This window comes from Dactylosporangium sp. NPDC005555, assembly GCF_040605635.1.
GTDB lineage: Bacteria > Actinomycetota > Actinomycetes > Mycobacteriales > Micromonosporaceae > Dactylosporangium.
Genome location: NZ_JBEXDG010000003.1, coordinates 256509 through 281815 on the forward strand (window position 1 = coordinate 256509; position 25307 = coordinate 281815).

The window sequence follows — 25307 nt, forward strand, 5'->3', positions numbered from 1 at the left end:
AGCCCGTGGGCGGTGGTCACGGGGCGGTGAGGCCGAGGGGTCCCTTCGTGGGCGGGCCCGACGTGGCGCGCCGGCGGAGGGTGAGGGCGCTGCCCGTGAGGCTGAGCAGGAGGCCGGTGGCGGTGGCGGCGGCCGGGAGGGTGGTGGGGATGCCGAGATAGACGGTGATGCCCAGGATCCGGGAGAGGCCCCAGGGCAGGAGGGCGAGCTGATCGTTCCAGACGGTGAGGGCGCGCTCCAGGCCGACGGCGGTCACGAGGGCGCCGAGCAGGGCGAGCGGGGCGCCGGTGGCGAGCAGCAGGATGCCGGCGACCCGGCGGCGGGGCAGGGCGTAGCTGTCGCGGAGGGTGAGGGCCGTGGCCACGAAGAGCCAGGCGAACGCGGCGAACGCTACGCAGATGTAGATCGACCTGGCCGTCGGTGCGGTCCAGAACCGCAGCCAGTAGTGGCCGGGGCCGCGCACGGACAGGACGGCGAGGAGCAGGACGGTGCGCAGGAGGGCCACGCCGCCGATCGCCGCATACAAGGGGAACGGGTCGCGGCGGGCGATCAGGAGGCGGGCGGCGAGCGTGAACAGGAGCCAGGCGCCGAGGGTCATCAGCAGGTGGGCCGGGGCGGCGAACCAGGTGGCGACCAGGCGGCTCGCCACCAGGGCCACGGCCGGCACGGCGACCACGAGCACCCGGTCGGCGCGCGCCGGTGACCGGCCGGCACGGTCGAGCGTCCGGCCGGACAGGCGCCAGGGTCGGGTGGCGCCGAGCCACAGCGCGTGCAGGGCGAGGGAGCGGCGGGCGCGCAGCGCGCCGAACGCCAGAGCCGCCAGCAGGAGGGCGAGCAGGGCCCTGGCGAGCCACGCCATCGTCAGGTCGCGGTCGGCCCGGGCGGCGCCAAGGTCGGCGGCGGTGAAGTTGTACGCGGGCAGGTCCACGTCGCCGGAGTAGCGGATGACGTGGGCGGCGCGGGCGGTCAGGTAGCGGCGCTCGGCCTCGCGCCACGCGTCGTGGGCGGCGGCGTCGCCGGTGTCGAGCCACTGGACGTGGCGCAGGACCATGGTGCGATACGCGCCGAGCGTGCCGAACAGGTCCGCCGCATAGGTGAGGGTGTCGATCAGATTCGCGCGCAGCACCGGGTCGCGCCACGTGGCGGGGTCGGTCGCGGTGATCACGGCGCGCATCCGCCCGGCGACCTCGACCGCCTGCTCCCCCTCGGCGACGGCCGCGTCCACGGCACCGGCACCGTCACCGGAAGAGGCGGTGACGGCGTAGATGCTGTCGAGGGCGGCCGAGTCGCCGGTGACGATGTCCCACTCGAAGATCCACATCATGGGTGGGGGCTCGAGGCCGAGGGCGCGCACCGAGCGGTCCGCATAGGCGCCGATGTAGAGGCCCTTCGTCACCGCCTCGCGGGACATGGCGAGCATCTCGCAGACGGCGGCGACGGTCGCCGGGTCGGTGGAGAACGTCTGCCGGACCCAGTCGGCGGTCAGCTGCTCCGCCGGGGCGTCGGGGTCCCGCGCGAGCCGGCCGAGGGTGTAGGCGTTCAGGTCATACAGCTGCCAGAAGCCGGTCCGCAGATACAGGGTCATCGGGCCGGCGCGCAGTGGGCCGCCGTCCTGCGTCCACGTCCAGATGCCCTCGACGTGCGGGTTGGCGGCGAGGAAGCGGCGCAGCGCCTGCTGGTGCAGGACGGTCAGGTCGTTGGGCAGGGCGCCGAAGCCCTCGAACTCGCGCCGCGCCTGGAACTCGACGATCCGCCGCTGGGCGCCGGTCTCCAACGTGGTGTTGAAGGGCAGGTGGCTGTAGAAGTCGCCGAGCGTGTACTTCGTGGAGACGATGAGGTGCGGGTCGTCGATGCCGCCGAGGACCTCGGCGTAGGACGCGGGGTTGGTGTGCAGGTCGCCGACGGCGCCGACGCCGACGGTCCAGGTGCGGAAGATCAGGTCCTTGCCGGCGGTGCCGGCGGCATCCAGCAGGGCGTGCAGCATGGCACGGACGGCGGCGGCGTCGGTGACCGCGATCTTCGACGAATAGTCCCAGCCGGGCTGCCGGTAGACGTCGCCGCCCTCGCCGATGCGGACCATGAGGCCGGCGGTGAACGGCATCGCCGCGAACAGCTCGGCGAGGCCCAGCTGATAGACCTGCCAGAAGCGGGGGTCGCCGACCTCGAGCCCGCCGAACTCGTGCCGCAGATACCGCTCCAGCGGCGGGGACACGGCCAGCATGTCGGTGAGCAGGTAGACCTTCATACCGAGGTCGGCGGCGTGGCGGAAGACCGGGCCGAACGCGGTGACGAGCGCGCGGGCGCGGGCGATGTGGTCGTCGCCCTCGGCATAGACCGCGTGGCCGTCGCCGACGAGCGAGAACGTCACATACTCCAGGAAGCCGGGGACGACGACGCCGTTGTAGCCCTGGGCGAGGGAGTGCTCGACGAACTGCCGGAACTGCCCGTCGATCCGGTCGACGGCGGCCTGGTCGACCCACGGCGCGGCGGGCAGCAGGGCACCGCCGACGACGTCGGTGTTGAGCGAATAGTCGGTGCCGGCCGCGAACGCGGCCGGGTCGGCCTCCCGCCCCACGGACCCGGCGTCGGTGAGCCGCAGGCCGAGCCTCGGCGCGAACACGGCCGGGCCCTCGGTGGGCAGCACCGCGGTGCCGGAACGGACCCGGTCGGCCACGGCATACAGCCCGGCGGCCGCGCCGGCGACGCCGGCGGCCTCCACGGTGATCCCGGCGTCGTCACCGCTGAGCCGATACGCCTCCGGCGACGAGGAGAACGGCGTCCCGCCGACCGCCACCGTGAGCTGCGCGCCGGCCGGCTCCTGGCCGATCACGGGCCGGGGCAGGCCGCGCTGGACGAGCGCGTCGGCCACAGCGTCCGCGGCGAGCGTCAGACGCGGCTCGGCCGGCACGTCGATCACGGAGATCGGCGGCGGCGCGGCCACGGGCGTCACCGGCGCGGCGGACGCCCGCTCGACGGGCACGGCCACCGGCCGGAACGACAGCCCCAGCGCGCCGCCGACACCCCATGCGACGAGGGCACCGAGCACCAGCAGCACCGACGCCGCCGTCACAGCAGCCCACACCCGTCGCATGCGGCACATCGTAGAGCCGCCCACCGACAAAACCTGAAGGACGATCAGCCGGCGCCGAAGCAGACGAAACTGCCCGCACTGAAGCGCACCGCCGGCTCCGCGGTGGACTGCGCCAGCGCCAGCGCGGCGGCGGGCGCGTGCCCGGCGCCGAGATGGAAGTACAGGTCCCGCATCAGCAACCGGGTCGCGTCGTCGTCGACGGGCCCGGTGCTCGCCACCACCGTCGCGGTGCCCATGTTGAGCAGCGCCGAGACGAGGCCCATCAGCTCGTCGCCCGGGTGCACGTCGGTGAGCCCCGTGTCGCACCCCGACAGCACGAGCAGCGCCGGCGGCCGTCGCAGCGCCGAGAGGTCGTAGACGGTGAGCGGCCCGTCGGCCAGCATCAGGAACGAGAACAGCGGGTTGTCCACCCGGAACTCGCCGTGCGAGGCGATGTGCCCGATCGCGGCGCCGTCGAGCGCGGCGAGCGCCGGCGCCACCCTGGCCCGCTCCCCCACCAGCACCGTCGGCGCGACCCGCTGGTCGGCGGCGATCTGCTCGACCTCGGCCGCCGCCTGCGCCGCGGACGGCGCCCCGACCAGGACCGTGGGACCTTCGGCCGCCGGCTGGGTCGCGACCCGCCACCAGATCGCCGCGGACGGGGCGACGGACAGCGACCGGCCCCCCAGCCGGGGCAGCATCGTCCACGGCATGGCATGCAGCGCGCCGGTCGGCACCAGCACCAGCGGACCGTCGCCGATCAGGTCGGCGACCGGGTCGAGCAGCAACCGGTCGAGGGTCCCGGCGCCGCGGCCGACCCGGTCGCCGCTGGTGCCGCCGTGCCCGAGGATCTGCCCGCTGAGCGCGATCCGCAGGTGTTCGAGCTCCGTCGCCACGGGGGCGATGGGCCCCACGACCCGGTGCGCGACCCGGTAGCGACCGCCGGTGGGGAACACCACGAGCGCGTGCAGCACACCGTCGATCGCGAGGAGCTCCAGCAGCACCCGCCCGTCCAGCGCCGCGACCAGCGACGGGAACGGCACGTCGGTCCGTGCGGTCGGCCCAGCCCCCGGGACCCGCCACGACCGGCGCCGGATCTCCGCCTCCAGGGACCGCTGCCGGCGCAGGAGCCGCCCGGCACGCTGCGGCCCGGCGGGCGCGGCGGCCAGCTCCCCGGTGATGCGGCGCAGCTCGCTGAGGTGCCGGGCGACGACCGGGTCGCTGGACGGGTGGGTCGGCGGCAGCGACAGCGCCGCGGACCGGCACCGCTGCGCCCAGGTGAGCGCCTCCCGTGGGCCGCCGTGGTCGAGGGCGAGCCGCAGCCGGAGCCCGGCGAGCGCGGCCGCCTCGACGCTGCCGCGGACCCGCAGCTCGGTCGCGCCGAGGCTGGCCCGGAACTCGTCGGCGATCCGCAGCCCGGCGGTCGCGACCCGGGCCGCCTCGGCGGTCGCGCCGCGGGCGAGCTCGAGCCGGGCGCGGACGTGTGACCAGCGCACCCGCAGCGGCGCCGGGCCGAGCTTCGCCGCGGCGGCGGCCTCGTCGAGCAGGTCGGCGGCGGTGCCGTGCTCGCCGAGGTCGACGGCGAGCTGCGCGGCGTCCAGCAGCGCCTCCCAGCCGGGCTGCGGCCAGCCCGCCTCGACGAGGGTCCGCCCGGCGGTCCGCAGGTCGCGCAGGGTGCCGCGGTGCGCCCGCCCGGACGCCACCACCGCCGCCAGCTCCGCGACCCTGGCCCGGGCGGTCCACACCGCGCGTCGCTGCCGGGCGAAGACCTTCCGCGCGGCCGCCGCGGCGCCCCGCGCCTCCGAAGAGGAGGAGGAGCCCGTCACCAGCGCCAGCCGGGCCATCATGAGGTGCGCCTGGCCGAGCACCGAGTCGAGGTGTCCGTCGGTACAGGCGGCGATCGCCGCACGGATCGCGGTCCCGGCCTCCGGCAGCAGCCGCACCGACAACAACAGGTCGGCCCGGTCGAGCAGGCTGACGGCGTCGACCCCGGTCTTCCACAGCCGGTCGTGCGCCCGGTCATAGCGGGCGAGCGCGGTCGGCACGTCACCGGCCTGCGCGGCCACGAAGCCGAGGTTGTGCTCGACCTGCGCCGCGGCCGTCGGCATGCCGAGCCGGTTGTACAGCGTCTGCGCCGCCCGCAGGTCGCCCTCGGCGAGGCGCAGGTTGCCGCGGAAGCCGTGCAGCACCCCGCGGTTCGTCAGCGTCCGGGCCTCCCACACCGCGTCACCGGAGCGCCGGAAGGCCTTCAGCGCGTCCCGGTACAGCTCCATGGCCTCCTGGTCGAAGCCGAGCCGGCGCAGGATCAGCGCGCGCTGCATCGTGGCCCGCGCGCGCCGCTGCCCCCGCAGGTCGGCCAGGGCACGGTCGATCTCGCGCAGGGCCGCCGTCGGCCGGCCGAGGTCGTCGAGGATGAGCGCGTGACTCATCCGGGCCTCCGCCTCGTACTGCGTCAGGCCGTGCCGGCGGGCGACGGCGATCGACGCGCGCAGGTGCCGGGCGGCGTCCGCCGCGTCGTGCCTGGCCCGGGCGGCCAGGCCGAGTGCCCGCAGCGCCACCGCCTCGGCGGCGCGGTCACCGGCGCGCCGGGCGTCGCGCAACGCCGCGTCGGCGCGTTTCTTGGCCTTGACCGGATCGGCCATCACAATCGGCAACAGCCGCTGCGCCAGCTCGTCGGCGGTGGTGGACACCTCCGATGTGTATCACGGCACCCGGCCGGCGTCTCTTGTCAGCGGTCAGCCTGAAGATGAGCGCACGCAATTCCCGACTGAGGAGCAAGCATGTCCGTTGCACGAGATCGTCTCGAACGGTGGCTGCACACCCGCGACGCACGCCTGTCCGGACTGCCGTGGTTGCGCACCGAGTCACACGGCGGCCGGACCGTGCGGTTCGTCGCCGACGAGATCCTGGTCCAGGACGCGGGCACCGCGGTCGCCCACCGCACCCTGGTCGGCCTCGGCCACCGCACCAGCGAGATCACCGAGGACGAGCCGTCAACCGGTCTGCGCCGGCTGAAGACGTCGGGCCTCGACGTGTCCGACGCCGTGCGCCGGCTGCGCGGCCAGCTGCCGAAGGGGTCGGTGGTCGGCCCCAACCACGTCTTCATGTCGACCCCGCACGAGCACGGTGGCCCGTTCGGCCCGCCGGTGGCGGCCGACGCCCTCCCGGCGAAGCTGGCACCGTCCGCCGACAACGCGTCGCCGGTGCGGGTCGTCGTCATGGACACCGGAATCTGGCTCGACAGCCCGCTGCCCGCGGGGTGCTACACGGCGACGCCGGAGAACCATGAGACCGTCACCGACGCCGACGCCGACGGCATGCTCGACTCCGACGTCGGCCACGCCAACTTCATCGCCGGTGTCGTCGCGCAGGGCACGACCGGCGCGCAGGTCCGCATCGTGAAGGTCCTGGACAGCTTCGGCGTGTGCACGGAGGCGGACCTCGCCGCCGCGATCACCGCCCTCACCGACACCGACGTGCTCAACCTGTCCCTCGGCGGCTACTCGATCGGTGACCTGCCGCCCGCGGCGCTGTCCTCGGCGCTGGAGACGTTCCTGTCCGGCGGGGACCGGGTCGTGGTCGCCGCCGCCGGCAACAACGGCATCGCCGACCGGCCGTTCTGGCCGGCCGCGTTCACCGCCGGCGGCGCGGACTGGGCCGGCAGGCTCCTCGCCGTCGCCGCGCACGACGGCACCGGGATCTGCGAGTGGAGCAACACCGGCCCGTGGGTGAGCGTCGCGGCACCCGGCGCGGACATCGTCAGCACGTACATCAACCACGAGCTGTTCACCAGCGGCTGGGCGGCGTGGAGCGGCACGTCCTTCGCCACGCCGAAGGTCGTCGCCGCGATCGTCGACCGGGTCGCGACCGCCGGGTCGGTGGCCGCCGCGGCCGCCGCCGTCCGCGCCGAGGCGCAGGGCAGCCCCCTCGGCGCCTACCCCGCCCTGCACTGACACCGCCGGCTCCTCGGGTTCGGCCGTGTCAGCGCAGGGCGTTGACACGCCGTGGTGCACTGTTGCGCGTGATCGAACCCGAGGAGCCCAGCCGTCCCGTATGGCTGACCCCTGAGAAGGACCCGGAGCCGGCCGCCGAGGGGTCCCGCCAGACGCTGCTGCTCGTCGGTGGCGGCGCGGTGGTCCTGGTGCTCGTCGCCGGCCTGGCCGCGTTCGCCCTGTTCAGCGGCGGCTCCGAGCCCGACCGCCCACACGCGAGGTCGGCGGCGGCGGAGCCGGTCGTGGCCGTCTCGCCGGCGGAGCCGGCCCCCGGGGAGAGCGCGACGCCGGGCACCGCGGCCCCGAGCACCGCGAAGGCGGCGCCGACGCCCACGCCGACGCAGAACAAGCCACGGGTCACCACGGCGTCGATCAGCGTCGAGCCGGCCGGCATGACCGGCCCCTGCCCCCGCGTCCCGCGGTCCGTCCGGGTGAAGGTCACGGTCACGATCACGGTCTCCACGCCCGAGGTGCAGGTGCGGTACACCGTCGACGGCGGCAAGGAGCACAGCGCGACCCCGCAGTCGAAGACGTACACGGACTCGTGGGAGGCCGAGGTACGGCGCGCCGCCGGCACCTCCACGTCCACGCTGAAGGTCACCGCGCCCAGCGCCGCCTCCGACACCGCGACGTTCACGTACACGTGCGACTGAACCCCGCGGCTGGAACACCAGTTCGAACATGAATGTTCGTGAATACCGCACTATTGGTTACCATCGATGTACCAATAGTGACGGGACCGACGAATGCCATGATCACCGAAGGCACGTTGCTGGTGCACTGCTCGGCCAACCAGGCGCTGCGCTGCGCGCCGATCGCCGATCGCCCCGGTGCGGGTCTCGTCGTCTCGCCACACCAGCGCGACGAGGCGGGCCTGCTCGCCACCGCCGCCTACCTGCTGCGCCGGCGCCGGTTCGAGGCGCCGCTGCTGCTCGACGCGGCCCGCTACGCGGGGCAGGCACGGCTGCCGGCGAGCGCGCCGTTCAACCCCCGATGGCTGCGCCGCCAGCGTGAGCTGGGCATCCCGGTGCTCACCGACTCCGGGTACGTCGACCGCGACGACGAACCGGGTCTCGCCGGCATCCTGCACCGCGCCGCCGTGCTGCCCGACACGATCGCCGTCCTGCCCCTGCACCCCGTCTGGCTCCAGGACCGGCTGCGCCGCACCGTCCTGACCGGCCACATCCGCTCGGCGAACGCTCCGGTCGCGCTGGTCCTGGAGGCGCAACGCGACCCCTTCGCCCTGCCCGGCGTCGTGGAGGGGCTCCTGGCCGTCCTCGGCTGCGGCGTGCCGACGCTGCTGCTGCGCTGCGACGTGTCGGCGCTCGGCGCGCTGTGCCACGGCGCGTCGGCCGCCGCGGTCGGCACCGTCGCGGGCCTGCGCCACCTGACCCCGAGACCGGCCCTGAGCGCCGCTCCGGCGAAAGGGTTCCGGCCCGCCGCGCCCTCTGCGGTGTTCGGCCCGGCGCTGTCGTACCGGCGGATCGGCGCCATCGCCAGGGCGCACCGCCGCCACCCGGACCCCGGCCTCTTCGGGTGCGCGTGCAGCGTCTGCGACGGCCGCGACGTCGACTGGATGGCCGAGCTGGACGACCGCGAGCGCGAGGTGCCCGCGTTCGAGCACTCGATCCGCGTCCTGCAGGACCTCCGCGACGACCTGCTGCGGCAGGCGGACACGGCCGGGCAGAGCTGGACGGCGCGCTGCGCGGACGCCGCCTACCGCTCCCGCGAACTCGGCTGGGACCCCGCCCCGATGCTGCGCCACTGGCAACACCACCGGCCGTCGCCGACCCGAGCGGCCGACGCAGACCCGAGGTGGTGTCGCCGCACTGCTTCCTGAACACTAGCACAACCGAAAAAATAATCTGTCGGAGTTGCACCCATCGTAGCAGAGCGCGCACCCGGCGGCGTGGGCGCTCAGAGCCAGCCGTTCGCCTGCGCGACGCCGACCGCCTCGATGCGGTTGCGGGTGCCGGTCTTCGTGATCGCGGCCGACAGGTAGTTGCGGACCGTGCTCTCCGACAGGTGCAGCCGCGCGGCCACGTCGGCGACGGTCGCGCCGCCCGCGGACTCGCGCAGCACGTCGCGCTCCCGGTCGGTGAGCGGGTCGGGCCCGGCCGCGAGCGCCGCCGCCGCGAGGGCCGGATCGACGACACGGCCGCCGGTGCGGACCAGGCGGACCGCCGCGGCGAGCTCCTCGACCGGCCCGTCCTTCACCAGGAAGCCGCTCGCCCCCGCCTCCATCGCGCGGCGCAGGTATCCGGGCCGCCCGAACGTCGTGAGGATCAGCACCCGGCATGCGGGCAGCCGGCGGCGCAGCTCCGCGGCCGCGGTGATCCCGTCGCCGCCGGGCATCTCGATGTCCAGCAGCGCCACGTCGGGCCGGACCTCGACCGCGACGGGCACGATCCGGTCGCCGGTCGCGACCTGCGCGACGACCTCGATGTCCGGCTCCAGGTCCAGCAGCAGCGCCAGGGCGCCGCGCATCATGCCCTGGTCCTCGGCGAGCAGCACCCTGATCACAGCGGCAGTCTCGCGACCAGCGTGAAGCCGCCGCCGACGCGGGCGCCCGCCTCCAGGGTGCCGCCGGCGGCCGCGAACCGTTCGGTGAGCCCGCGCAGCCCGTTGCCGAACGCGCCGCCGCCGGGCTTCACGGCGGTCGCGCCGTCGTCGGCCACGCGCAGCGCCGCGGCGCCGTCCACGGTGGAGATCTCGATGTCGCAGCGCTCCGCGCCGCTGTGCCGGACCACGTTCGTCGTCGCCTCCCGCAGCGCCCAGGCGAGGAGCCGGTCGGCGTCGTCGGGGAGCGGGTCCGCGGTGCGCTGCACCGTCGCGGCGATCCCCGCGCTGGACAGTACGCCCTTCGCCCGGGTCAGCTCGACGGTGAGGCCGCTCTCCCGGTAGCCGGTGACCGCCTCCCGGATCTCGACGAGCGCGCGGCGGCCGATGTCCTCGATGTCGGCGGCCTGCGCGGCGGCCGTGGCCGGGTCCCGCTCCGCGATGCGGCGCACCACCTCCGCCTTGACGACGATCACCGACAGCGTGTGCCCGAGCAGGTCGTGCAGGTCGCGGGAGAAGCGCAGCCGCTCCTCGGCGACGGCGGCGGTGGCGAGCGCCTCCTGCGCCCATTGCAGCTCACGGATCAGCCGGCTCATCCGGCGTACCGCGCCGACCAGCGCCGACGCGAGCACCGCGCTGACGAGGGTGCTGATCAGCCGGACCGGCTCCGCGTGGTGCAGCAGCCCGAGCAGCACCAGCGTCACCAGCACCGAGCCGAGGACGACCAGCGCGACGGTGAGCCGCTCCCGGCCGGCGTAGACGGCGGTCCCGCACGCCGCGACGAACAGCATCAGCACCAGCCAGCGTTCGCCGTACGCCGCGGCGAGCCCGGCGCCGAGCGCCGCGACGACCGCGAAGCCGGTGCTCGTGACCCGGTCCAGGTCCTGCCGGTGGTCGAACGCCATCGTGGTGGTGACGACGTAGACGAGCGTGAACAGCGCCAGGCCCGCGCCGGCGACGACGCCGCCGCTCGTGGCGGTGACCGAGCCGGCCGGCTCCAGGAGCGGAAACGTCCACACCCCGATCCAGAGCAGCCCGCCGATCGAGGGCTTCCAGCGCATGCGATCCACTTTAGAGCCCGGCGGTGCTGCGGACCGACCGGCGGAACCCGGCGACGGCCAGGGCCGTGAACACGACCAGCCACGCGGCAAGCGTCAGCACGTCCGTGAGGGTCGGCGACCCGCCGAACGCCACCTGCCACGACATGTCGGCGTAGGCGTGGGTCGGCAGCCACCGGCCGACCGCCGACACCCAGCCGGGCAGCGCGTCCAGCGGCAGCCACAGCCCGCCGACGATCGACATCCCCAGGTACACGAGCAGATTCAGCGGCTGGACGGTCTGCGCCGTCGCGAGATACCCCATGCCGAGCCCGAGCAGCGCGAACGGCAGCGACCCGAACCACAGCAGCGGCACGATCGCCAGCCACTGCCCGAGGTCGAGCCGGACCCCGTTGACGGCCACCGCGGCGGCGCACAGGGCGACGACCGGGACGATCGCCGTGGCCATCGCGGTGAGCCCCTTGCCGACGACGACCCGCACCGGTGACAGCGGGGTCAGCCGCAGCTGCCGCATCCAGCCGATCGACCGGTCGATCACGACCCCGGACGCGTAGTTGAGCAGGGCGCCGATCGCGCCGTAACCGGCCATGGCGACCATCGTGTAGGTCGCGGCGATGTCCTTGTTCTGGCCGGTCAGCCCGTCGAGGTTGGTGAAGAGCAGGTAGCTCATCAGCGGCATCAGCACGGTGAAGATGAGCATCCCGGGCATCCTGCCCAGCCGCCGCAGCTCCAGCCTGATGTAGGCGACCATCGTCATGCTCCCGTCTGCGTCAGGGTCGGGTCCCGGTCCGGGTCGCCCGCGTTCGCGGTCAGCGTCAGGAACGCCTCTTCCAGGCCCGCGCCGGCGACCTCGAGGTCGAGCAGCAGGCCCGCCCCGGCGAGGGCGAGCACGGTGGCGTCGGAGTCGGTGGTGGTGAGCACGACCCGCCCGTCCCGCCGCGCGACGGCGACGACCCCCGGCAGCCGCTCGAACCCGCCCTCCTGTTCGGTCACGCTCACGGTGCGCACGGTGACCATCCGTTTCACGCTCGCGGCGGTGCCGTCGGCGATCACCCGGCCGCGGTCGAGCACGACGATCCGGTCCGCGTTGCCGTCGGCCTCCTCCAGGTAGTGGGTGGAGAACAGCACGGTGCGCCGCTGGGCGGCGTAGCCGCGGATCGAGGCCCAGAAAGCGCGCCGGGACTGCACGTCGAGCGCCGCCGTCGGCTCGTCGAGGATCAACAGGTCCGGCCGCCCGATGACGGCCATCGCGAAGCGCAGCCGCTGCTGCTGCCCGCCGGAGAGCCGCTCCACGGTGCGCCCCGCGACACCGCCGAGGTCCGCGAGCTCCAGGGCTTCCTTGACGGGCATCGGGCGCGGGTACACCGCGTGCAGGAACTCCAGCAGGTCGCGCACGGTCGAGCGCGGCGGCACGCCACCGGCCTGCGGCATCGCGCCGACCCGGCCGTCGGCGACCGCACGGGCGACCGGCCCGCCGAACAGCCGTGCCGTGCCGGTCCGCGGCGGCAGCATCCCGAGCAGCAGGAGCAGCGTCGTGGACTTGCCCGCCCCGTTCGGCCCGAGCATCGCGACGATCTCACCCGGCTCGATCCGCAGCGACACGTCGCTCACCGCGAGGCCGCCGCCGCTGTACGCGTACGACACCTGATCCAGCTCAACCGTGCTCATGCCACGAAGCTACGGCCGCTGGTCTCCCGGTGGCAGGTTCGCCGGTACCGGACCGGCGGTGACAAATGTACCGCCGGTCGGGGCGGCGGGCTCAGCGTCGCTGATCGGCTCAGCCGGTGGGGGTCAGGCCGGCTTCAGGTGCGGTCCGGGAGAGGGCGGCCGTCCCAGCGCCATTCGGAGCGGGTGGGGTGGGCGGGCAGGGCGAGGCGGCCGGTGGCCCACAGGAGGGTTTCCCACGGGTCGGGGTGCTCCGGCATGCCGGGGAAGAGCCGGTCGAGGGAGCGCCGGCACAGATCGGCCGGCGGCGTCCACGGCACGCAGAGGCCCGCGGCGGCGTCGAAGGTGTGGACGAGGACCTCGACGACGCCCATGGCGGCGAAGCCGGTGGCGTCGCTGATGCCGTAGGGGTGGTAGGCACGGCGCTCCGGCGGGGCGAGCGCGACGGCGCCCGCGAGCATCGCGGCGCAGCCGGACAGGGTGCGCAGCAGGCCGAGCGTGCCGCCCGGGCGCCCGACGAACACGGTGCTCTCGGGGCCGCCCTCGTACAGGGCGTGATAGGCGATCGGCAGGTAGGCGTCCAGAGGCGGGTCGGGGACGCCGATCTGGCCGGCGTAGGCGAAGAGGTCGTCGGCGGCGTGCTCGACGACCTCCCAGCACGACCAGGTGAGCGTGCCGGCGGGACGGTCCCAGCCGTCGTCGGGCACGCCGGAGAGGGTCTCGCGGGCCAGGGCCACCGAGAGCAGGACGTCCTGAGGCGTCGTCACGACGCGTACAACTTGCGGACCACGGCCTCGATGTCGGGCTCCTCGATGGTGAGATCGTGCACCTGCGCCCCGGTGTCGTGCAGCAGGGACGCCACGGCGGACAGGATAGCGGCGACGGTCGTCTCGCCGGGGGCGAAGGACAGCCGCTGGCGCAGCCCGTCCGCTTCGAGGCCGACGAGCCGGGTGCCGGGGATGCCGGCCAGCGGCGGCGCCGGGTCGGTGAGGTCCAGCACGACGATACGTTCGGCGCCGACCTGCGCGACGAGCTGCGTGAGGGTGCCGTCGAACGCGAGCCGCCCGTGGTCGACGACCAGGATGCGTTCGGTGAGGCGGCGCACGTCGCCCATGTCGTGGGTGGCGAGCAGCAGGCTGGTGCCGTGCAGGGCGCGCTGCTCGGTGAGGAACACCCGCAGCCGCTCCTTGCTGAGCACGTCGAGGCCGATCGTGGGCTCGTCGAGGATGAGCAGCTCCGGCCCGTGCAGGAGGGCGGCGGCGACCTCGCCGCGGATGCGCTGGCCGAGGGACAGCTGCCGGACCGGGGTGTCCACGAACTCGGCGAGGTCGAGCCGGTCGATGAGTTCACCGGTCCGGGCGGACAGCGCGGCGGACGGGAGCCGGTGGATCGCGCCGAGGGCCCGGAACGAGTCGCGCAACGGCAGGTCCCACCACAGCTGGCTGCGCTGGCCGAAGACGACCCCGATGCGGCGGGCGAGCTGCCGGCGGTGCCGCAGCGGCTCCAGCCCGCACGTGAGGACCTTGCCGGACGTGGGTTTGAGGATGCCGGTGAGCATCTTGATGGTGGTCGACTTGCCTGCGCCGTTCGCGCCGATGTAGCCGACGGCGTCGCCCCGCGGCACGCTGAGGGTCAACCCGTCGACGGCCGTCTTCGCCCCGAAGTCCCGGCGCAGGTCGGACGCCTCGATGATGTTCATGATCCGGCTCCCGTGTAGTGCCGCAGGCCCGCCCGCCAGCCGAGCAGCGCCACCGTCCAGACCGCCGCGGCGGCGACCGGCGAGCACCAGCCGAGGACCCCGGCGCCCGGCAGATCCAGCAATGTCAGCACCGGCAGGTACGCCACGAACGCCGCCGGCACGACGAACGTGAACAGCACCCGGGCGGGCGTGCTGAACACGCTCGCCGGGAACTGGGCGGCGTAGTTGCCGCCGTAGACGAACGAGGCGGTGAACTCCGTGCCCTCCACCAGCCAGAACTGGACGGCCGCGGCGGCGACGAACAGCCCGGCGAACAGGGCCGCGCCGGACACCACGGTGACCGCGAGCAGCGCCGCCTTCGCCGGCGACCACGCCACGGCGGCATGGGTGAGGGCGACGGCCGCGATGGCGGCGCCGGCGGCGGTGCGACCGAAGCGCCGCAAGGAGATCTCGGCCGTGACGAGCTGCGCGAGGACCGGCAGGGGGCGCAGCAGGAAGGCGTCGAGGGTGCCGGCCCGCAGGTAGGTCGGCAGCGCGTCGAGGTGCCCGACGACGAGGTCGGCGAGGCTGAAGGACACGTGCCCGATCGCGAAGACGAGCACCGCGGCGGCGAAGTCGAGGCCGCCGAGCGCCGGGATGCTGGCGAAGATGACGTAGATCTCGCCGAAGCCGCTGACGGTCGCGCCGAGGCTGGCCACGACCTCGATCGCGAACGATGCGCGGTACACCGTCTGCGCCCGCATCCGCAGCTGGACGAGGACCACGTAGGGGTTAGCCACCCTGGATCACCAGTCTGCGGGTGCCGAAGGCGAAGACGACGCGGCCGGCGACGAGCAGCCCGGCGGCCCACAGCGCCTGCACGGCGAGGAGCCGGACCGCGTCCCAGCCGGCGGTCCGGCCGGTGAGCACGTCGATCGGGGTCTGCAGCATCGACGGGAACGGGGTCGCGGCGGCCACCGCGGCCAGCCACCCTGGGAACCACTGCACCGGCACGGCCAGGCCGCACAGGATGTTGGTGACCAGGAGGTACAGCGTCATCGGGCCGCGCAGGTCGAGCAGCCAGAACGCGCTCAGGTTGACCATCCACCGGCACGCGAACGACACCACGACCGCCAGGACGACGCTCACCAGCCCCAGCACGTAGGCGGACGGGTCGCCGGGCAGGGCGATCCCTGTCACGAGCGCGCCGACGGCCAGGGGCGGCAGCCCGCGGGGCAGGAACACGAACGCGGCGCGGCCCAGGTCGGCGGCGAGGTGCGCGAGCATCGGGTCGACCGGGCGGGCCAGGTCGACGGCGACGTCGCCGGTGCGGATCCGCTGCGCCAGCTCGGTCCAGGCGAAGAAGAAGACGGGCCCGATGAGCGCCTGCCCGAGCCACACGTAGGTGACTCCGTCGAGCGCGTCATAGCCGCCGAGGGTGCCACCGGCGGCGGCGACGGTCGCGGTGATGACCCCGGCGCGGATCAGCCCGAACACGGAGTTGGTGAACGCGCCGGCGAACGCCGCGAGGCGGTAGGTCGACCATCGCCGGAAACCGATACCGACGAGCGTCGACCAGAGGCGCACAGCGCGTCACACTACCGCACACTCCCGGTGCGGAACGCCTGCCGATACGCCGACGGCGAGGTGCGCATCGTGCCGGCGAAGTGGTGCCGGTAGGTGACCGGCGTGTCGAACCCGACGGCCGCCGCGATCCGCTCGATCGGGGTGTCGGTCGATTCCAGCAGGGCCAGGCTCGCCTGGACGCGCTGGCGGATCAGCCACCGGATGGGACTGGTGCCGGTGACCCTGGTGAAGTGCCGCAGATAGGTGCGCGGCGACATGTGCGCCTGCCGGGCGAGCACGTCGACGCTGAGCGGCTCCGCGAGATGCTCCAGGGCCCAGCCGACGCTGCGGGAGATCCGGTCGTCGCCTGACGGCAGGGAGCCCGTCGCGGGCATCGGCGTCTCGATGTACTGCGCCTGCCCGCCGTCGCGGTGCGGCTGCACGACGAGCCGGCGGGCGACGGCGTTGGCGACCGCGGCGCCGTGGTCGGCGCGCACGACGTGCAGGCACAGGTCGAGGCCGGCGGCGCTGCCGGCGCTGGTCCACACGTCGCCGTCGGCGAGATAGAGGACGTCCGGATCCACCCGCACCGACGGGAAACGGCGCTGCAGGAGATCGGCATAGCGCCAGTGGGTCGTGGCGCGGCGGCCGTCGAGCAGCCCGGCGGCGGCGAGCGCGAACGCCCCGGAGCAGATCGACAGGATCCGGGCGCCGCGGGCGTGGGCGGCCCGCAGCGCGTCGAGGACGGCGGCGGGTGGGTCGCGGTGCACGTCGGCGACGCCGGGGACGATGACGGTGCCGGCGGCGGCGAAGTCGGCGAGCCCGAACGGGGTGCTGAGCGTCGCCCCGCCGATCATCGGCACGGGCGCGTCGCTGGGCGCGCAGACCACGAGGCGATACCAGGGCCGGTCGAACTCCGGCCGGGGCAGGCCGAACACCTCGGTGACGATGCCGGTCTCGAACGCCGACATGCCCGGATAGGCGAGGACGGACACGTCGAGCATGGCGGTATCTTAGTGCACAGTGGCATTCACGCCACTGTTCCGGCCGGGCGGCCGCCGCCACGATGAGCGCATGACCAACACAGCCGCCATCGACCACTTCGCCGGTCGTCTCCGCTTCGAGACCGACGTCAGCGACGTCCACGCGGCCCTGCATGCGCGCACGGCCGGCTATGTCGTCGTCGACTCGCGCGGCGCGCAGGCCTGGGCGCAGGGGCATCTGCCGGGCGCGGTGCACCTGCCGACGGCGCAGATCGCCGGGCGCGCCGCCGAGGTCGTCCCCGCCGGCGCGCGGGTCGTCACGTACTGCTGGGGGCCCGGCTGCAACGGCGCGACCCGGGCCGCCCTGGAGTTCGCCAAGCTCGGCTACGAGGTGCGGGAGATGCTCGGCGGTTACGAGTACTGGGTGCGGGAGGGCTTCACGTATCAGTCGCCGACCGGCCCGGACCGCCGCCCGGCCGACGAGCTGACGGCGCCCCGCCGGGCCGTGTCATGTGACTGCTAGGACCGTCTTGCCGATCGCGGTGCGCCCCTCGATCGCGGCGTGCGCGTCGGCGGCCCGGTCCAGGGGAAGCGTCTGCCCGATCAACGGTGTCAGCCGGCCGGCGGCGACGGCGGCGAGGGCCCGGGTGAGGTAGGCGCGGAACCCGTCCGGGGCGAGCTGTACGGCCTCGATGCCGGTCGCGGTGATCCCCCTGGCCCGTGCGACGTCCGGGTCGGCGGTGGCGAACGACCCGGCCGGGGTGCCGTGGGAGGAGAAGCGGCCGCCCTCGGCGACGAGGTCGAACGCGGCGCGGCCGTAGTCGCCACCGGCGCCGTCGAGGACCACGTCGAGGCCGCCGGTCAGGTCCCACACCCCGTCGGTCCAGTCGGCGACGCCGTAGTCGACGACGGCGTCCGCGCCCAGCGCGCGCAGCGCGGCGAGCTTGGCCGGGCCGCGGGCGGCGGCGACCACCGTCGCGCCGGCGGCCCTCGCGGCCTGGACGAGCAGCGCGCCGAGGCCGCCCGCGGCGGCGGTGACCAGGACCCGGTCCCCGGCGACGACCTTCACGACGTCCAGCAGCGCCAGGGTGGTGACCCCGTCGTGGAGGACGGCGGCGGCCTCGCCCGCGCCGACGCCGTCCGGGATGTCGAAGAGCGCGTCCTCGCGGGCCGCGACCCGGGTCGCGTAGCCGCCGCCGTCGTGCCGGAGCCGGGCCAGGACCCGGCGGCCGTGCACGGTGCCGGCGGCGCCGACGCCCGGCCGGTACGGCAGCGTCACGGGGAAGAACGGGGCGCCGCCGCCGGCCCGGACGCGGGTCTCCAGCCACAGCGTGTCGGCGGCCTCGACGTCGAGGACCACCTCGCCGTCGCCGGGGACCGGGTCGGGGACGTCGCGCAGCCGCAGGACTTCGGGACCGCCGAAGCGGGCCACCTCGATCGCCTTCATGCCCACCAGGGTGGAACCTCAAGCGAGGTTCAGGTCAAGGGCCGGCTCAGATCGTGGCGGTCAGCCAGTGCCGGCCGGGGTCCAGGTGACGTTCGAAGCGCAGACCGGCGCCGGACAGGGCGGCGTGCAGCTCGTTGCGGCTGAGCCGCCGGGTGGCGAACCGGTGCGTCCAGGTCGTGCCGGGCTGGTCGATGTCGCGGTACGTGCAGACCGCCTGCAGCACGGTGCCGTCGTGGGACAGCGGGGTGTCGGTGATCTCGACCCGCCCGATGCGGCCGGTGACGGGGCGCATGTCGGCGAACACCCGGTCGAACCAGGCGGGCGGCAGCCACTGGATCACGACCCGCCCGCCGGGGGCCAGGTGCCGCCGGCAGGCGGCGAGGAGCCTGCTGCGCAACCGGTCGTCGGGCGTGTTGAACAGGTGGCTCGCCAGCAGTACACCCGCGAAACGGCGATCGAGGTCGAGCGTCTCGATGTCGGCCAGGACGGTCGCGGCGCCCCGCACGTGGGCCAGCATGTCCGCGGAGTTGTCGACGGCGGTCACCGGGTGCCCGAGGTCGATGAGGGCGTGGGTGAGCCGGCCGGCGCCGCAGCCGAGCTCGAGGATCTCCGCGCCGGCCGGGACCGCCGCGTGGACGAGCGCCGGCTCACCGGTCGTCGGCAGCCGCGCGTACACGCCCACGGGGGAGCCGTCCCTCGTCACCGCGCCGCCGTCCTCGGGGTCCACTGGGTCCTCGGGGTCCACGAGGTTCACGAGGTTCACGGTCCCACAGTTCGGGTGACTTCGTGGGCCCGCCGGGCACCGGAACGCATGGGTGCGCCGCCGGTGGGCAGGACGTGGTGGTGGAGAGACGGTTCACGAGCGACGTCAGGTTCGACGTCAACGGTCACACCTATGAGCTGAGCGTCGACAACCGGGCGACCCTGCTCGACGTGCTCCGCGAACAGCTGTCGCTGCCGGGCACGAAGAAGGGCTGCGACCACGGCCAGTGCGGCGCCTGCACGGTCCTGCTGTCCGGGCGGCGGGTCAACAGCTGCCTGGTCCTCGCCGTCACCTGCGACGCCGCGGCCGTGACGACGGTGGAGGGGCTCAGCAGCCGCACCGCGATCCACGCGGCGGTGCCGCCCGACGAGCCGCCGACGCTGCACCCGATGCAGGAGGCGTTCGTGGCGCACGACGCGCTGCAGTGCGGCTTCTGCACGCCGGGGCAGATCTGCTCCGCGGTCGGCATGCTCGAGGAGGCCGCGGCGGAGGAGGTGGACCTCGACGAGCACGAGATCCGTGAGCGCATGTCCGGCAACATCTGCCGCTGCGGCGCGTACGTCAACATCGTCGCCGCCATCCAGGAGGTGGCGGCCCGGTGAAGCCGTTCGAGTACCAGCGGGCCGGCGGGCCGGCGTCGGCCGTCGCCACGATGACGCACCCGGGCGCGGCGTTCCTGGCCGGCGGGACCAACATCATCGACCTGATGAAGCTCGGCGTCACCGCACCGGACCTGCTCGTCGACGTCAGCGGCCTGCCGTTGCGGCAGATCGAGCCGCTGCCCGACGGCGGGATCCGGGCCGGCGCGCTCACCGCCAACACCGACCTGGCCACCGACCCGGTGGTGCGGACCAGGTTCCCGGCGGTGGCCCTCGCGCTGCTGTCGGGCGCGTCGGCGCAGCTGCGCAACCGGGCCACGATCGGCGGGAACCTGTTGCAGCGCACCCGGTGCCGGTACTTCGCCGACGTCACCAAGGCGTGCAACAAGCGGCGGCCCGGCACCGGCTGCGCCGCCCGCGACGGTGAGCACCGCGACCTGGCGGTCCTCGGCGGCTCCCCGCAGTGCGTCGCGACGAACCCGTCGGACCTCGCGGTCGCCCTCGCGCTCGTCGACGCGCGGGTCGAGCTGCTCACCCCGGACGGGCCCGCGGACATGAGCGTGCACGAGCTCTTCCGGCTGCCCGGTGACCACCCGGAACGCGACACGAACCTGCCGCCGGGGGCGCTGATCACGGCCGTGGTGCTGCCGGCCACCCCGATCGCGCGGCTGTCGACGTACCGCAAGGTGCGCGACCGCTCGTCGTTCGCGTTCGCCGCCGGGTCGGTCGCCGCCGCCCTCGACGTCCGCGACGGGATCGTCCGCGACGTCCGGCTGGCGTTCGGCGCCGTGGCGCACCGCCCGTGGCGCGCGTACGCGGCGGAGCGGATGCTGCGCGGCGCGACCGCGACCGTCGACAACTTCGAACGCGCCGCGGACGAGGAGCTCGCGGCGGCACGGCCGTTGCGCGACAACGCGTACAAGGTGCCGCTGATCCGCAACCTCACGGTCGGGGTCCTGCGGGGGATGACGGAGGCGAGCTGGTGACCACGTTCCTGACCTCGCTCACCGAACGCGCGACGCAGCCCGCCGTCGGTGTCGGGAGCCCGCGCATCGAGGCGTGGGACAAGGTGACGGGGCGGGCGCCGTACGCCGTCGACCACCCGGTGCCCGGTGCCGCCTACGCGTGGGTGGTCCAGTCGACGGTGGCCCGCGGGGTCGTCCACGACGTCGACACGTCCCGCGCCCTCGCCGAGGAGGGGGTCCTCGGGGTCCTCTGGCACGGCAACGCGCCGCACCTCGAGCCGGTCGGCGACCCGGAGCTGATGGTCCTGCAGTCGCCGCGGATCGCCTACCGCGGCCAGGTCGTCGCGGTCGTCGTGGCGACGTCGCCGGAGGCCGCGCGGGGCGGCGCCGACCTGGTGCGGGTCAGGGAGGAGGGCACCACCGCCGACACCGTGCTGCGGATCGACCATCCCGCGCTGTACCAGCCGGTGCAGGTCAACGCCGGCTACCCGGCGCGGTCCGCGATCGGCGACGTCGACGCCGGACTGGCCGAGGCCGCGGTCCGGGTCGACGCGACCTACCACACGCCGGCGGAGCACCACTGCGCGATGGAGCCGCACGCGACGACCGCGTTCTGGGAGCACGGCTGCCTCGTCGTGTTCGACAGCACGCAGGCCTCGACGGCGGCGCGCGACGCCCTCGCCGGCCTCTTCGAGCTGCCGCCGCAGGCCGTGCGGGTCGTCAACGAGCACGTCGGCGGAGGGTTCGGCAGCAAGGGCACCATGAAGGTGAACACGGTCCTCGCGGCGATGGCGGCGCGGCTCGTCGGCCGGCCGGTGAAGCTGGCGCTGACCCGGCAGCAGCTGTTCGCGCTCGCCGGTTACCGGACGCCCACCATCCAGCGGATCCGCCTCGGGGCGACCGCGCAGGGCCGGCTGCTCGCCATCGGTCACGACGCGGTCAGCCAGACGTCGCAGCTCTCGGAGTTCGTCGAGCAGAGCGCCGTGTTGTCGCGGCACATGTACGCCGCGCCGCACCGCCTCACCACGCACCGCGTCGTGGCGCTGGACGTGCCGACCCCGGTGTGGATGCGGGCACCGGGCGAGTGCCCGGGCGCGTTCGCCCTGGAGTCCGCGATCGACGAGCTGGCGTCCGCCGGCAACTGGGATCCGGTGCGGCTGCGGATCGACAACGAGCCGCCGGTGCACCCGGAGGAGCGGATCCCGTTCTCCAGCCGGCATCTCGTGGAATGCCTGCGGGACGGCGCGGAACGCTTCGGCTGGTCCGGCCGAGACCCGCGCCCGGCGGTGCGCCGCGACGGCGAATGGCTGCTCGGCACCGGCGTCGCGGCGTCCACCTACCCGTCGATCACGTGGCCGTCGACGGCCCTGGCCCGGGCGACCGCGGACCAGCGCTTCGACGTGGAGGTCAACGCCGCCGACATCGGCACCGGCGCCCGCACGGTCCTGCGCCAGATCGCCGCCGACGCCCTCGACGTCCCCGCCCACTGCGTCGCGATCACCGTCGGGGACTCGGCGATCGGCCCGGCCACCGTCGCGGGCGGCTCGACGGGCACCGCCTCCTGGGGCTGGGCGGTCACGAAGGCCTGCCGCCTGCTGCGCGAACGCATCCACCGCGACCACGGCGGCCGGGTCCCCGACGGCGGCGTGGCCGTCCGCGCCGACACCACCCTCGACGTCCGCGACCGTCCCGAGTTCTCCCGGCACGCGTACGGTGCCCAGTTCTGCCAGGTCCGGGTGTCCACGGTGACGGGCGAGGTCCGCGTCGACCGCCTCCTGGGCGTCTTCGCCGCCGGCCGCATCGTCAACCCCACGACCGCCCGGTCCCAGTTCCTCGGCGGCATGACGATGGGCCTGTCGGGCGCGCTCCTGGAGCGCTCGATCCTGGACCCGCGCACCGGCGACTTCGTGACCGGCGACCTGGCCGCGTATCACGTGGCCGTCAACGCCGACGTCCCCCGCGTCGAGGTCTCCTGGCTCGACGAGCACGACCCCCACCTCAACCCCATGGGCGTCAAGGGCATCGGCGAGATCGGCATCGTCGGCACCGCCGCCGCCGTCGCCAACGCCGTCCACCACGCCACCGGCATCCGCGTCCGCGACCTCCCCATCGGCCTGGAGCACCTCGTCCCGAGATCCCGCTGACCCCTTCCGAAGACCTGCGCCGCGGCCGACGACGAACCGTCGGCGCAGCACGGACGGCGGCCCCCCGACACCTCGGGGGGCCGCCTTCGGCATCTCGCGCTAATGCGTATTAGTTGGGGACGCGAACGGGTAACGAAAGCGCTCCGGGAGCTTGACGGGTCAGCGGGGACGGGCGCACGATTCGTGGCCTGAGCGTGCTGATACGCATTAGCCAAGGAGATCACCGTGGGACGTCGGGTCACGCAGCGCGACATCGCGCGGATGACCGGCGTCAGCCAGGCGACCGTGTCGGTGGTGCTGAACGACCGGGCCGACAGCGGGGTCCGCATCGCGCCCGAGACGCGGCAGCGGGTCCTCGACGCGATCAGGGCCACCGGCTACGTCGCCGACGTCGTCGGGCGACGGCTCGCCGACAGGAGCAACCGAATCCTCGGCGTGTTCACCTACGAGCCGGTCTTCCCCAGCACCACCGCGGACTTCTACCACCCGTTCCTGGTCGGCATCGAGCAGCGGGCCGAGCAGGTGGGCTGCGACCTGCTGCTGTTCACCTCCGGCCCGCACCGGATGCGGCTCGCCGACGGGTGCATCGTGCTGGGCCGGTCGATCGGCAAGGACGAGCTGGCGCGGCTCGTCGGCGAGCACCACCCGTTCGTCAGTGTCGGCCGGCGCGACGCGGCCGACGTGCCGTACGTGGGCGCCGACTACGGGGCGGCGACCGCGGAGCTCGTCGCGAAAGCCGTCGCGCGGGGACACAGGAGGCTCGCGTACGTCGGCACCGGCGGGCCCGCCGAGTCGCACCTGGACCGGCTGCGCGGCTTCGCCGACGCGTGCCTGGCCGCCGGGGTCCACGCCACCCATGAGCGCCGGGACGTGCCGCTGGAGAAGCTGGAGGACGTCACCGCGATCTTCCTCGAGGAGCCCGCCGACGCGGCCGAGCTGATCGCCGCGCTCCGGCACCACGGGAGGGAGGTGCCGCGGGACGTGTCGGTGGTCGTGCTCGGCGAGCCGACCCGGGCCGGCGCCACTCCCCCGCCGCTGGACGTGACCCGCTTCAGGACGCCGCGGCGGGAGATGGGCTGGCAGGCCGTCGACCACCTGGTCGACCTGGTCGGTGGGCAGCCGGCCCGGCAGACGTTGCTGGCCTGCGAACTTGTCGCAGGTGAAACCCTGGAACAAGCAAGATCGAGGAGAGACACGTGAAGGAGATCACGGCGGACGTGCTCGTCGTGGGCGGCGGGCTCGGCGGGGTGGCGGCGGCGCTCGCCGCGCTGCGGGCCGGGCGGACGGTCGTGCTCACCGAGGAGTTCGACTGGATCGGCGGCCAGCTCACCAGCCAGGCCGTGCCACCGGACGAGCACTCCTGGGTCGAGCAGTTCGGCGTGACCGCGAGCTACCGGGCGCTGCGCGAAGGGATCCGCGACTACTACCGGCGCTACTACCCGCTCACCGACGCGGCGCGGCGCTGGACGCACCTGAACCCCGGCGCCGGCGGCGTCAGCCGGTTGTGCCACGAGCCCGCGGTGGCGAAGGCCGTCCTGGAGGCGATGCTGCAGCCGTACCGCGGCGGCGGCCGCCTCACCGTCCTGCAGCCCTGGCGGGCGACCGGCGCCGAGACCGACGGCGACCGGGTCACGTCCGTGACGGGCCGGCACCGTGACACCGGCGAGGGCACCGTGATCACCGCGCGGTACGTGCTGGACGCCACCGAGACCGGCGAGCTGCTGCCGCTGACCGGCACCGAGTACGTGACGGGCTTCGAGTCGCAGGACGACACGGGCGAGCCGAGCGCACCGGCGACGGCGCAGCCGGCCAACATGCAGGCCGTCTCGGTGTGCTTCGCGATCGACCACGTCGACGGCGACCACACGATCGACCGGCCCAACGCCTACGGGTTCTGGCGCGCCTACGCACCGCCGATCTGGGGCGGCCCGCTGCTGTCGTGGCGGTCGCCGCACCCGCGCACGCTGGAGATCTCCGAACGCAGCTTCACCCCCAACCCCGACGACGACCCGGTCGGTGTCATCGCCGACCAGCGGCTCAACCCGGGCGACGCCAACCTGTGGACGTTCCGGCGGATCGCGGCGCGCAACCTGTTCACGCCCGGCGCGTACGCCAGCGACATCACGCTCGTCAACTGGCCGATGATCGACTACTTCGAGTCGCCGGTCATCGACGTGCCCGACGCCGGCGAGCACCTGGCGCGCGCCCGGGAGCTGTCGATGTCGGTGCTGTACTGGCTGCAGACGGAGGCGCCCCGGCCCGACGGCGGCACCGGCTTCCCCGGGCTGCGGCTGCGCGGCGACGTCACCGGATCGGCGGACGGGCTGGCCCAGGCGCCGTACGTGCGCGAGTCGCGGCGCATCCTCGCCGACTACACCGTCGTCGAGCAGGACCTGTCCTTCGCCGTGCGCGGCGACAAGGGCAGCGTCGACTACCCGGATTCCGTCGGGGTCGGCATGTACCGCATCGACCTGCACCCCTCCACGGGCGGTGACACGTACATCGACGTGCCGTCCAGCCCGTTCCAGATCCCGCTCGGCGCCCTGCTCCCCCGCAGGGTCGAGAACCTCCTGCCGGCGGCGAAGAACCTCGGCACGACCCACATCACCAACGGCTGTTACCGGCTGCACCCCGTCGAATGGAACATCGGCGAGGCGGCCGGCGCCCTGGCCGCGTTCTGCCTGGACGAGCGCACCACCCCCCGCGCCGTCCGCGCCGACCCGGCACTGCTCGCCGCGTTCCAGACCCGCCTGACGAACGACGGCGTCGAGCTCGCCTGGCCCGACGTCACCGCGTACTGAAGACACCCCCACTTCTG

General features: G+C 74.3%; 22 protein-coding genes. 9 read left to right on the forward strand and 13 right to left on the reverse strand.

The features are described from left to right. Positions 1–16 precede the first annotated feature (16 nt). Both ABZS58_RS05475 and ABZS58_RS05480 read right to left on the reverse strand, forming a co-directional pair. A complete protein-coding gene (locus ABZS58_RS05475) occupies positions 17–3091 on the reverse strand; it encodes a hypothetical protein (protein ID WP_354777862.1) in 3075 nt (1024 codons plus the stop codon). 44 nt (positions 3092–3135) lie between these two features. After that, the gene (locus ABZS58_RS05480; RefSeq protein WP_354777864.1) at positions 3136–5760 is read right to left on the reverse strand and encodes a CHAT domain-containing tetratricopeptide repeat protein; all 2625 of its coding nucleotides are present in this window, start codon (positions 5758–5760) and stop codon (positions 3136–3138) included. Between the two features lie 90 nt (positions 5761–5850). On the opposite strand from ABZS58_RS05480, the gene ABZS58_RS05485 reads away from it, so the two are divergent. From ABZS58_RS05485 to ABZS58_RS05495, 3 genes are all read left to right on the forward strand, one after another. Beyond that, on the forward strand, positions 5851–7023 hold the full coding sequence (locus ABZS58_RS05485; RefSeq protein WP_354777866.1) for a S8/S53 family peptidase: 1173 nt from the start codon (positions 5851–5853) through the stop codon (positions 7021–7023). 68 nt (positions 7024–7091) lie between these two features. Then, entirely contained in the window at positions 7092–7715 is a 624-nt protein-coding gene (locus ABZS58_RS05490) for a hypothetical protein (protein WP_354777868.1), read from the forward strand. A gap of 98 nt (positions 7716–7813) precedes the next feature. Then, a complete protein-coding gene (locus ABZS58_RS05495; protein WP_354777870.1) occupies positions 7814–8902 on the forward strand; it encodes a hypothetical protein in 1089 nt (362 codons plus the stop codon). Positions 8903–8979: 77 nt separating this feature from the next. On the opposite strand, the gene ABZS58_RS05500 is transcribed toward ABZS58_RS05495, so the two are convergent. From ABZS58_RS05500 to ABZS58_RS05540, 9 genes are all read right to left on the reverse strand, one after another. Continuing rightward, entirely contained in the window at positions 8980–9585 is a 606-nt protein-coding gene (locus ABZS58_RS05500; protein WP_354777872.1) for a response regulator transcription factor, read from the reverse strand. Further along, a complete protein-coding gene (locus ABZS58_RS05505) occupies positions 9582–10682 on the reverse strand; it encodes a histidine kinase (RefSeq protein WP_354777874.1) in 1101 nt (366 codons plus the stop codon). Before ABZS58_RS05505 ends, ABZS58_RS05500 begins: the two co-directional genes overlap by 4 nt. Positions 10683–10692: 10 nt before the next feature. Further along, entirely contained in the window at positions 10693–11436 is a 744-nt protein-coding gene (locus ABZS58_RS05510; protein WP_354777876.1) for an ABC transporter permease, read from the reverse strand. Continuing rightward, the gene (locus tag ABZS58_RS05515; protein ID WP_354777878.1) at positions 11433–12347 is read right to left on the reverse strand and encodes an ABC transporter ATP-binding protein; all 915 of its coding nucleotides are present in this window, start codon (positions 12345–12347) and stop codon (positions 11433–11435) included. Before ABZS58_RS05515 ends, ABZS58_RS05510 begins: the two co-directional genes overlap by 4 nt. A 134-nt stretch (positions 12348–12481) precedes the next feature. Next, entirely contained in the window at positions 12482–13111 is a 630-nt protein-coding gene (locus ABZS58_RS05520) for a maleylpyruvate isomerase N-terminal domain-containing protein (protein ID WP_354777880.1), read from the reverse strand. Next, positions 13108–14043, reverse strand: coding sequence for an ATP-binding cassette domain-containing protein (locus ABZS58_RS05525; protein ID WP_354777882.1), 936 nt, complete (start codon positions 14041–14043; stop codon positions 13108–13110). The genes ABZS58_RS05520 and ABZS58_RS05525 overlap by 4 nt, the downstream gene beginning before the upstream one ends. Further along, positions 14040–14822 (reverse strand): ABC-2 family transporter protein, encoded by a 783-nt coding sequence (locus ABZS58_RS05530; RefSeq protein WP_354777884.1) that lies wholly within the window; start codon positions 14820–14822, stop codon positions 14040–14042. Before ABZS58_RS05530 ends, ABZS58_RS05525 begins: the two co-directional genes overlap by 4 nt. Beyond that, complete coding sequence (locus ABZS58_RS05535; protein WP_354777886.1) at positions 14815–15609, reverse strand: ABC-2 family transporter protein; 795 nt, start codon at positions 15607–15609, stop codon at positions 14815–14817. The genes ABZS58_RS05530 and ABZS58_RS05535 overlap by 8 nt, the downstream gene beginning before the upstream one ends. Before the next feature lie 11 nt (positions 15610–15620). Beyond that, a complete protein-coding gene (locus tag ABZS58_RS05540; RefSeq protein WP_354777888.1) occupies positions 15621–16592 on the reverse strand; it encodes a helix-turn-helix domain-containing protein in 972 nt (323 codons plus the stop codon). A 70-nt stretch (positions 16593–16662) separates the two neighbouring features. On the opposite strand from ABZS58_RS05540, the gene ABZS58_RS05545 reads away from it, so the two are divergent. Next, entirely contained in the window at positions 16663–17094 is a 432-nt protein-coding gene (locus ABZS58_RS05545) for a rhodanese-like domain-containing protein (RefSeq protein WP_354777890.1), read from the forward strand. On the opposite strand, the gene ABZS58_RS05550 is transcribed toward ABZS58_RS05545, so the two are convergent. Then, positions 17080–18018, reverse strand: a complete 939-nt coding sequence (locus tag ABZS58_RS05550) for a zinc-binding dehydrogenase (protein ID WP_354777891.1) — start codon at positions 18016–18018, stop codon at positions 17080–17082. The genes ABZS58_RS05545 and ABZS58_RS05550 overlap by 15 nt on opposite strands. 46 nt (positions 18019–18064) lie before the next feature. Then, positions 18065–18772, reverse strand: coding sequence for a class I SAM-dependent methyltransferase (locus tag ABZS58_RS05555; RefSeq protein ID WP_354777893.1), 708 nt, complete (start codon positions 18770–18772; stop codon positions 18065–18067). An 89-nt stretch (positions 18773–18861) separates the two neighbouring features. On the opposite strand from ABZS58_RS05555, the gene ABZS58_RS05560 reads away from it, so the two are divergent. The 5 genes from ABZS58_RS05560 to ABZS58_RS05580 all read left to right on the forward strand — a co-directional run bounded on the left by ABZS58_RS05560 (position 18862) and on the right by ABZS58_RS05580 (position 25290). After that, complete coding sequence (locus ABZS58_RS05560) at positions 18862–19383, forward strand: 2Fe-2S iron-sulfur cluster-binding protein (protein ID WP_354777895.1); 522 nt, start codon at positions 18862–18864, stop codon at positions 19381–19383. Beyond that, complete coding sequence (locus ABZS58_RS05565) at positions 19380–20366, forward strand: xanthine dehydrogenase family protein subunit M (RefSeq protein WP_354777897.1); 987 nt, start codon at positions 19380–19382, stop codon at positions 20364–20366. Before ABZS58_RS05560 ends, ABZS58_RS05565 begins: the two co-directional genes overlap by 4 nt. Further along, positions 20363–22489, forward strand: coding sequence for a xanthine dehydrogenase family protein molybdopterin-binding subunit (locus tag ABZS58_RS05570; RefSeq protein ID WP_354777899.1), 2127 nt, complete (start codon positions 20363–20365; stop codon positions 22487–22489). The genes ABZS58_RS05565 and ABZS58_RS05570 overlap by 4 nt, the downstream gene beginning before the upstream one ends. Positions 22490–22714: 225 nt before the next feature. Further along, positions 22715–23689 carry a LacI family DNA-binding transcriptional regulator gene (locus ABZS58_RS05575; RefSeq protein WP_354777901.1) on the forward strand — a complete coding sequence of 325 codons (975 nt, stop codon included), beginning with the start codon at positions 22715–22717 and terminating at the stop codon, positions 23687–23689. Next, positions 23686–25290 (forward strand): FAD-dependent oxidoreductase, encoded by a 1605-nt coding sequence (locus tag ABZS58_RS05580; protein WP_354777903.1) that lies wholly within the window; start codon positions 23686–23688, stop codon positions 25288–25290. The genes ABZS58_RS05575 and ABZS58_RS05580 overlap by 4 nt, the downstream gene beginning before the upstream one ends. The last annotated feature ends 17 nt before the right edge of the window (positions 25291–25307 follow it).

Bases quoted from the DNA above. Each gene is read 5' to 3' on its own strand.
- ABZS58_RS05545 (WP_354777890.1), top strand. From the start codon at position 16,663: ATGACCAACACAGCCGCCATCGACCACTTCGCCGGTCGTCTCCGCTTC.
- ABZS58_RS05515 (WP_354777878.1), bottom strand. From the start codon at position 12,347: ATGAGCACGGTTGAGCTGGATCAGGTGTCGTACGCGTACAGCGGCGGC.
- ABZS58_RS05505 (WP_354777874.1), bottom strand. From the start codon at position 10,682: ATGCGCTGGAAGCCCTCGATCGGCGGGCTGCTCTGGATCGGGGTGTGG.
- ABZS58_RS05525 (WP_354777882.1), bottom strand. From the start codon at position 14,043: ATGAACATCATCGAGGCGTCCGACCTGCGCCGGGACTTCGGGGCGAAG.
- ABZS58_RS05550 (WP_354777891.1), bottom strand. From the start codon at position 18,018: ATGAAGGCGATCGAGGTGGCCCGCTTCGGCGGTCCCGAAGTCCTGCGG.
- ABZS58_RS05495 (WP_354777870.1), top strand. From the start codon at position 7,814: ATGATCACCGAAGGCACGTTGCTGGTGCACTGCTCGGCCAACCAGGCG.
- ABZS58_RS05540 (WP_354777888.1), bottom strand. From the start codon at position 16,592: ATGCTCGACGTGTCCGTCCTCGCCTATCCGGGCATGTCGGCGTTCGAG.
- ABZS58_RS05485 (WP_354777866.1), top strand. From the start codon at position 5,851: ATGTCCGTTGCACGAGATCGTCTCGAACGGTGGCTGCACACCCGCGAC.
- ABZS58_RS05475 (WP_354777862.1), bottom strand. From the start codon at position 3,091: ATGCGACGGGTGTGGGCTGCTGTGACGGCGGCGTCGGTGCTGCTGGTG.
- ABZS58_RS05510 (WP_354777876.1), bottom strand. From the start codon at position 11,436: ATGACGATGGTCGCCTACATCAGGCTGGAGCTGCGGCGGCTGGGCAGG.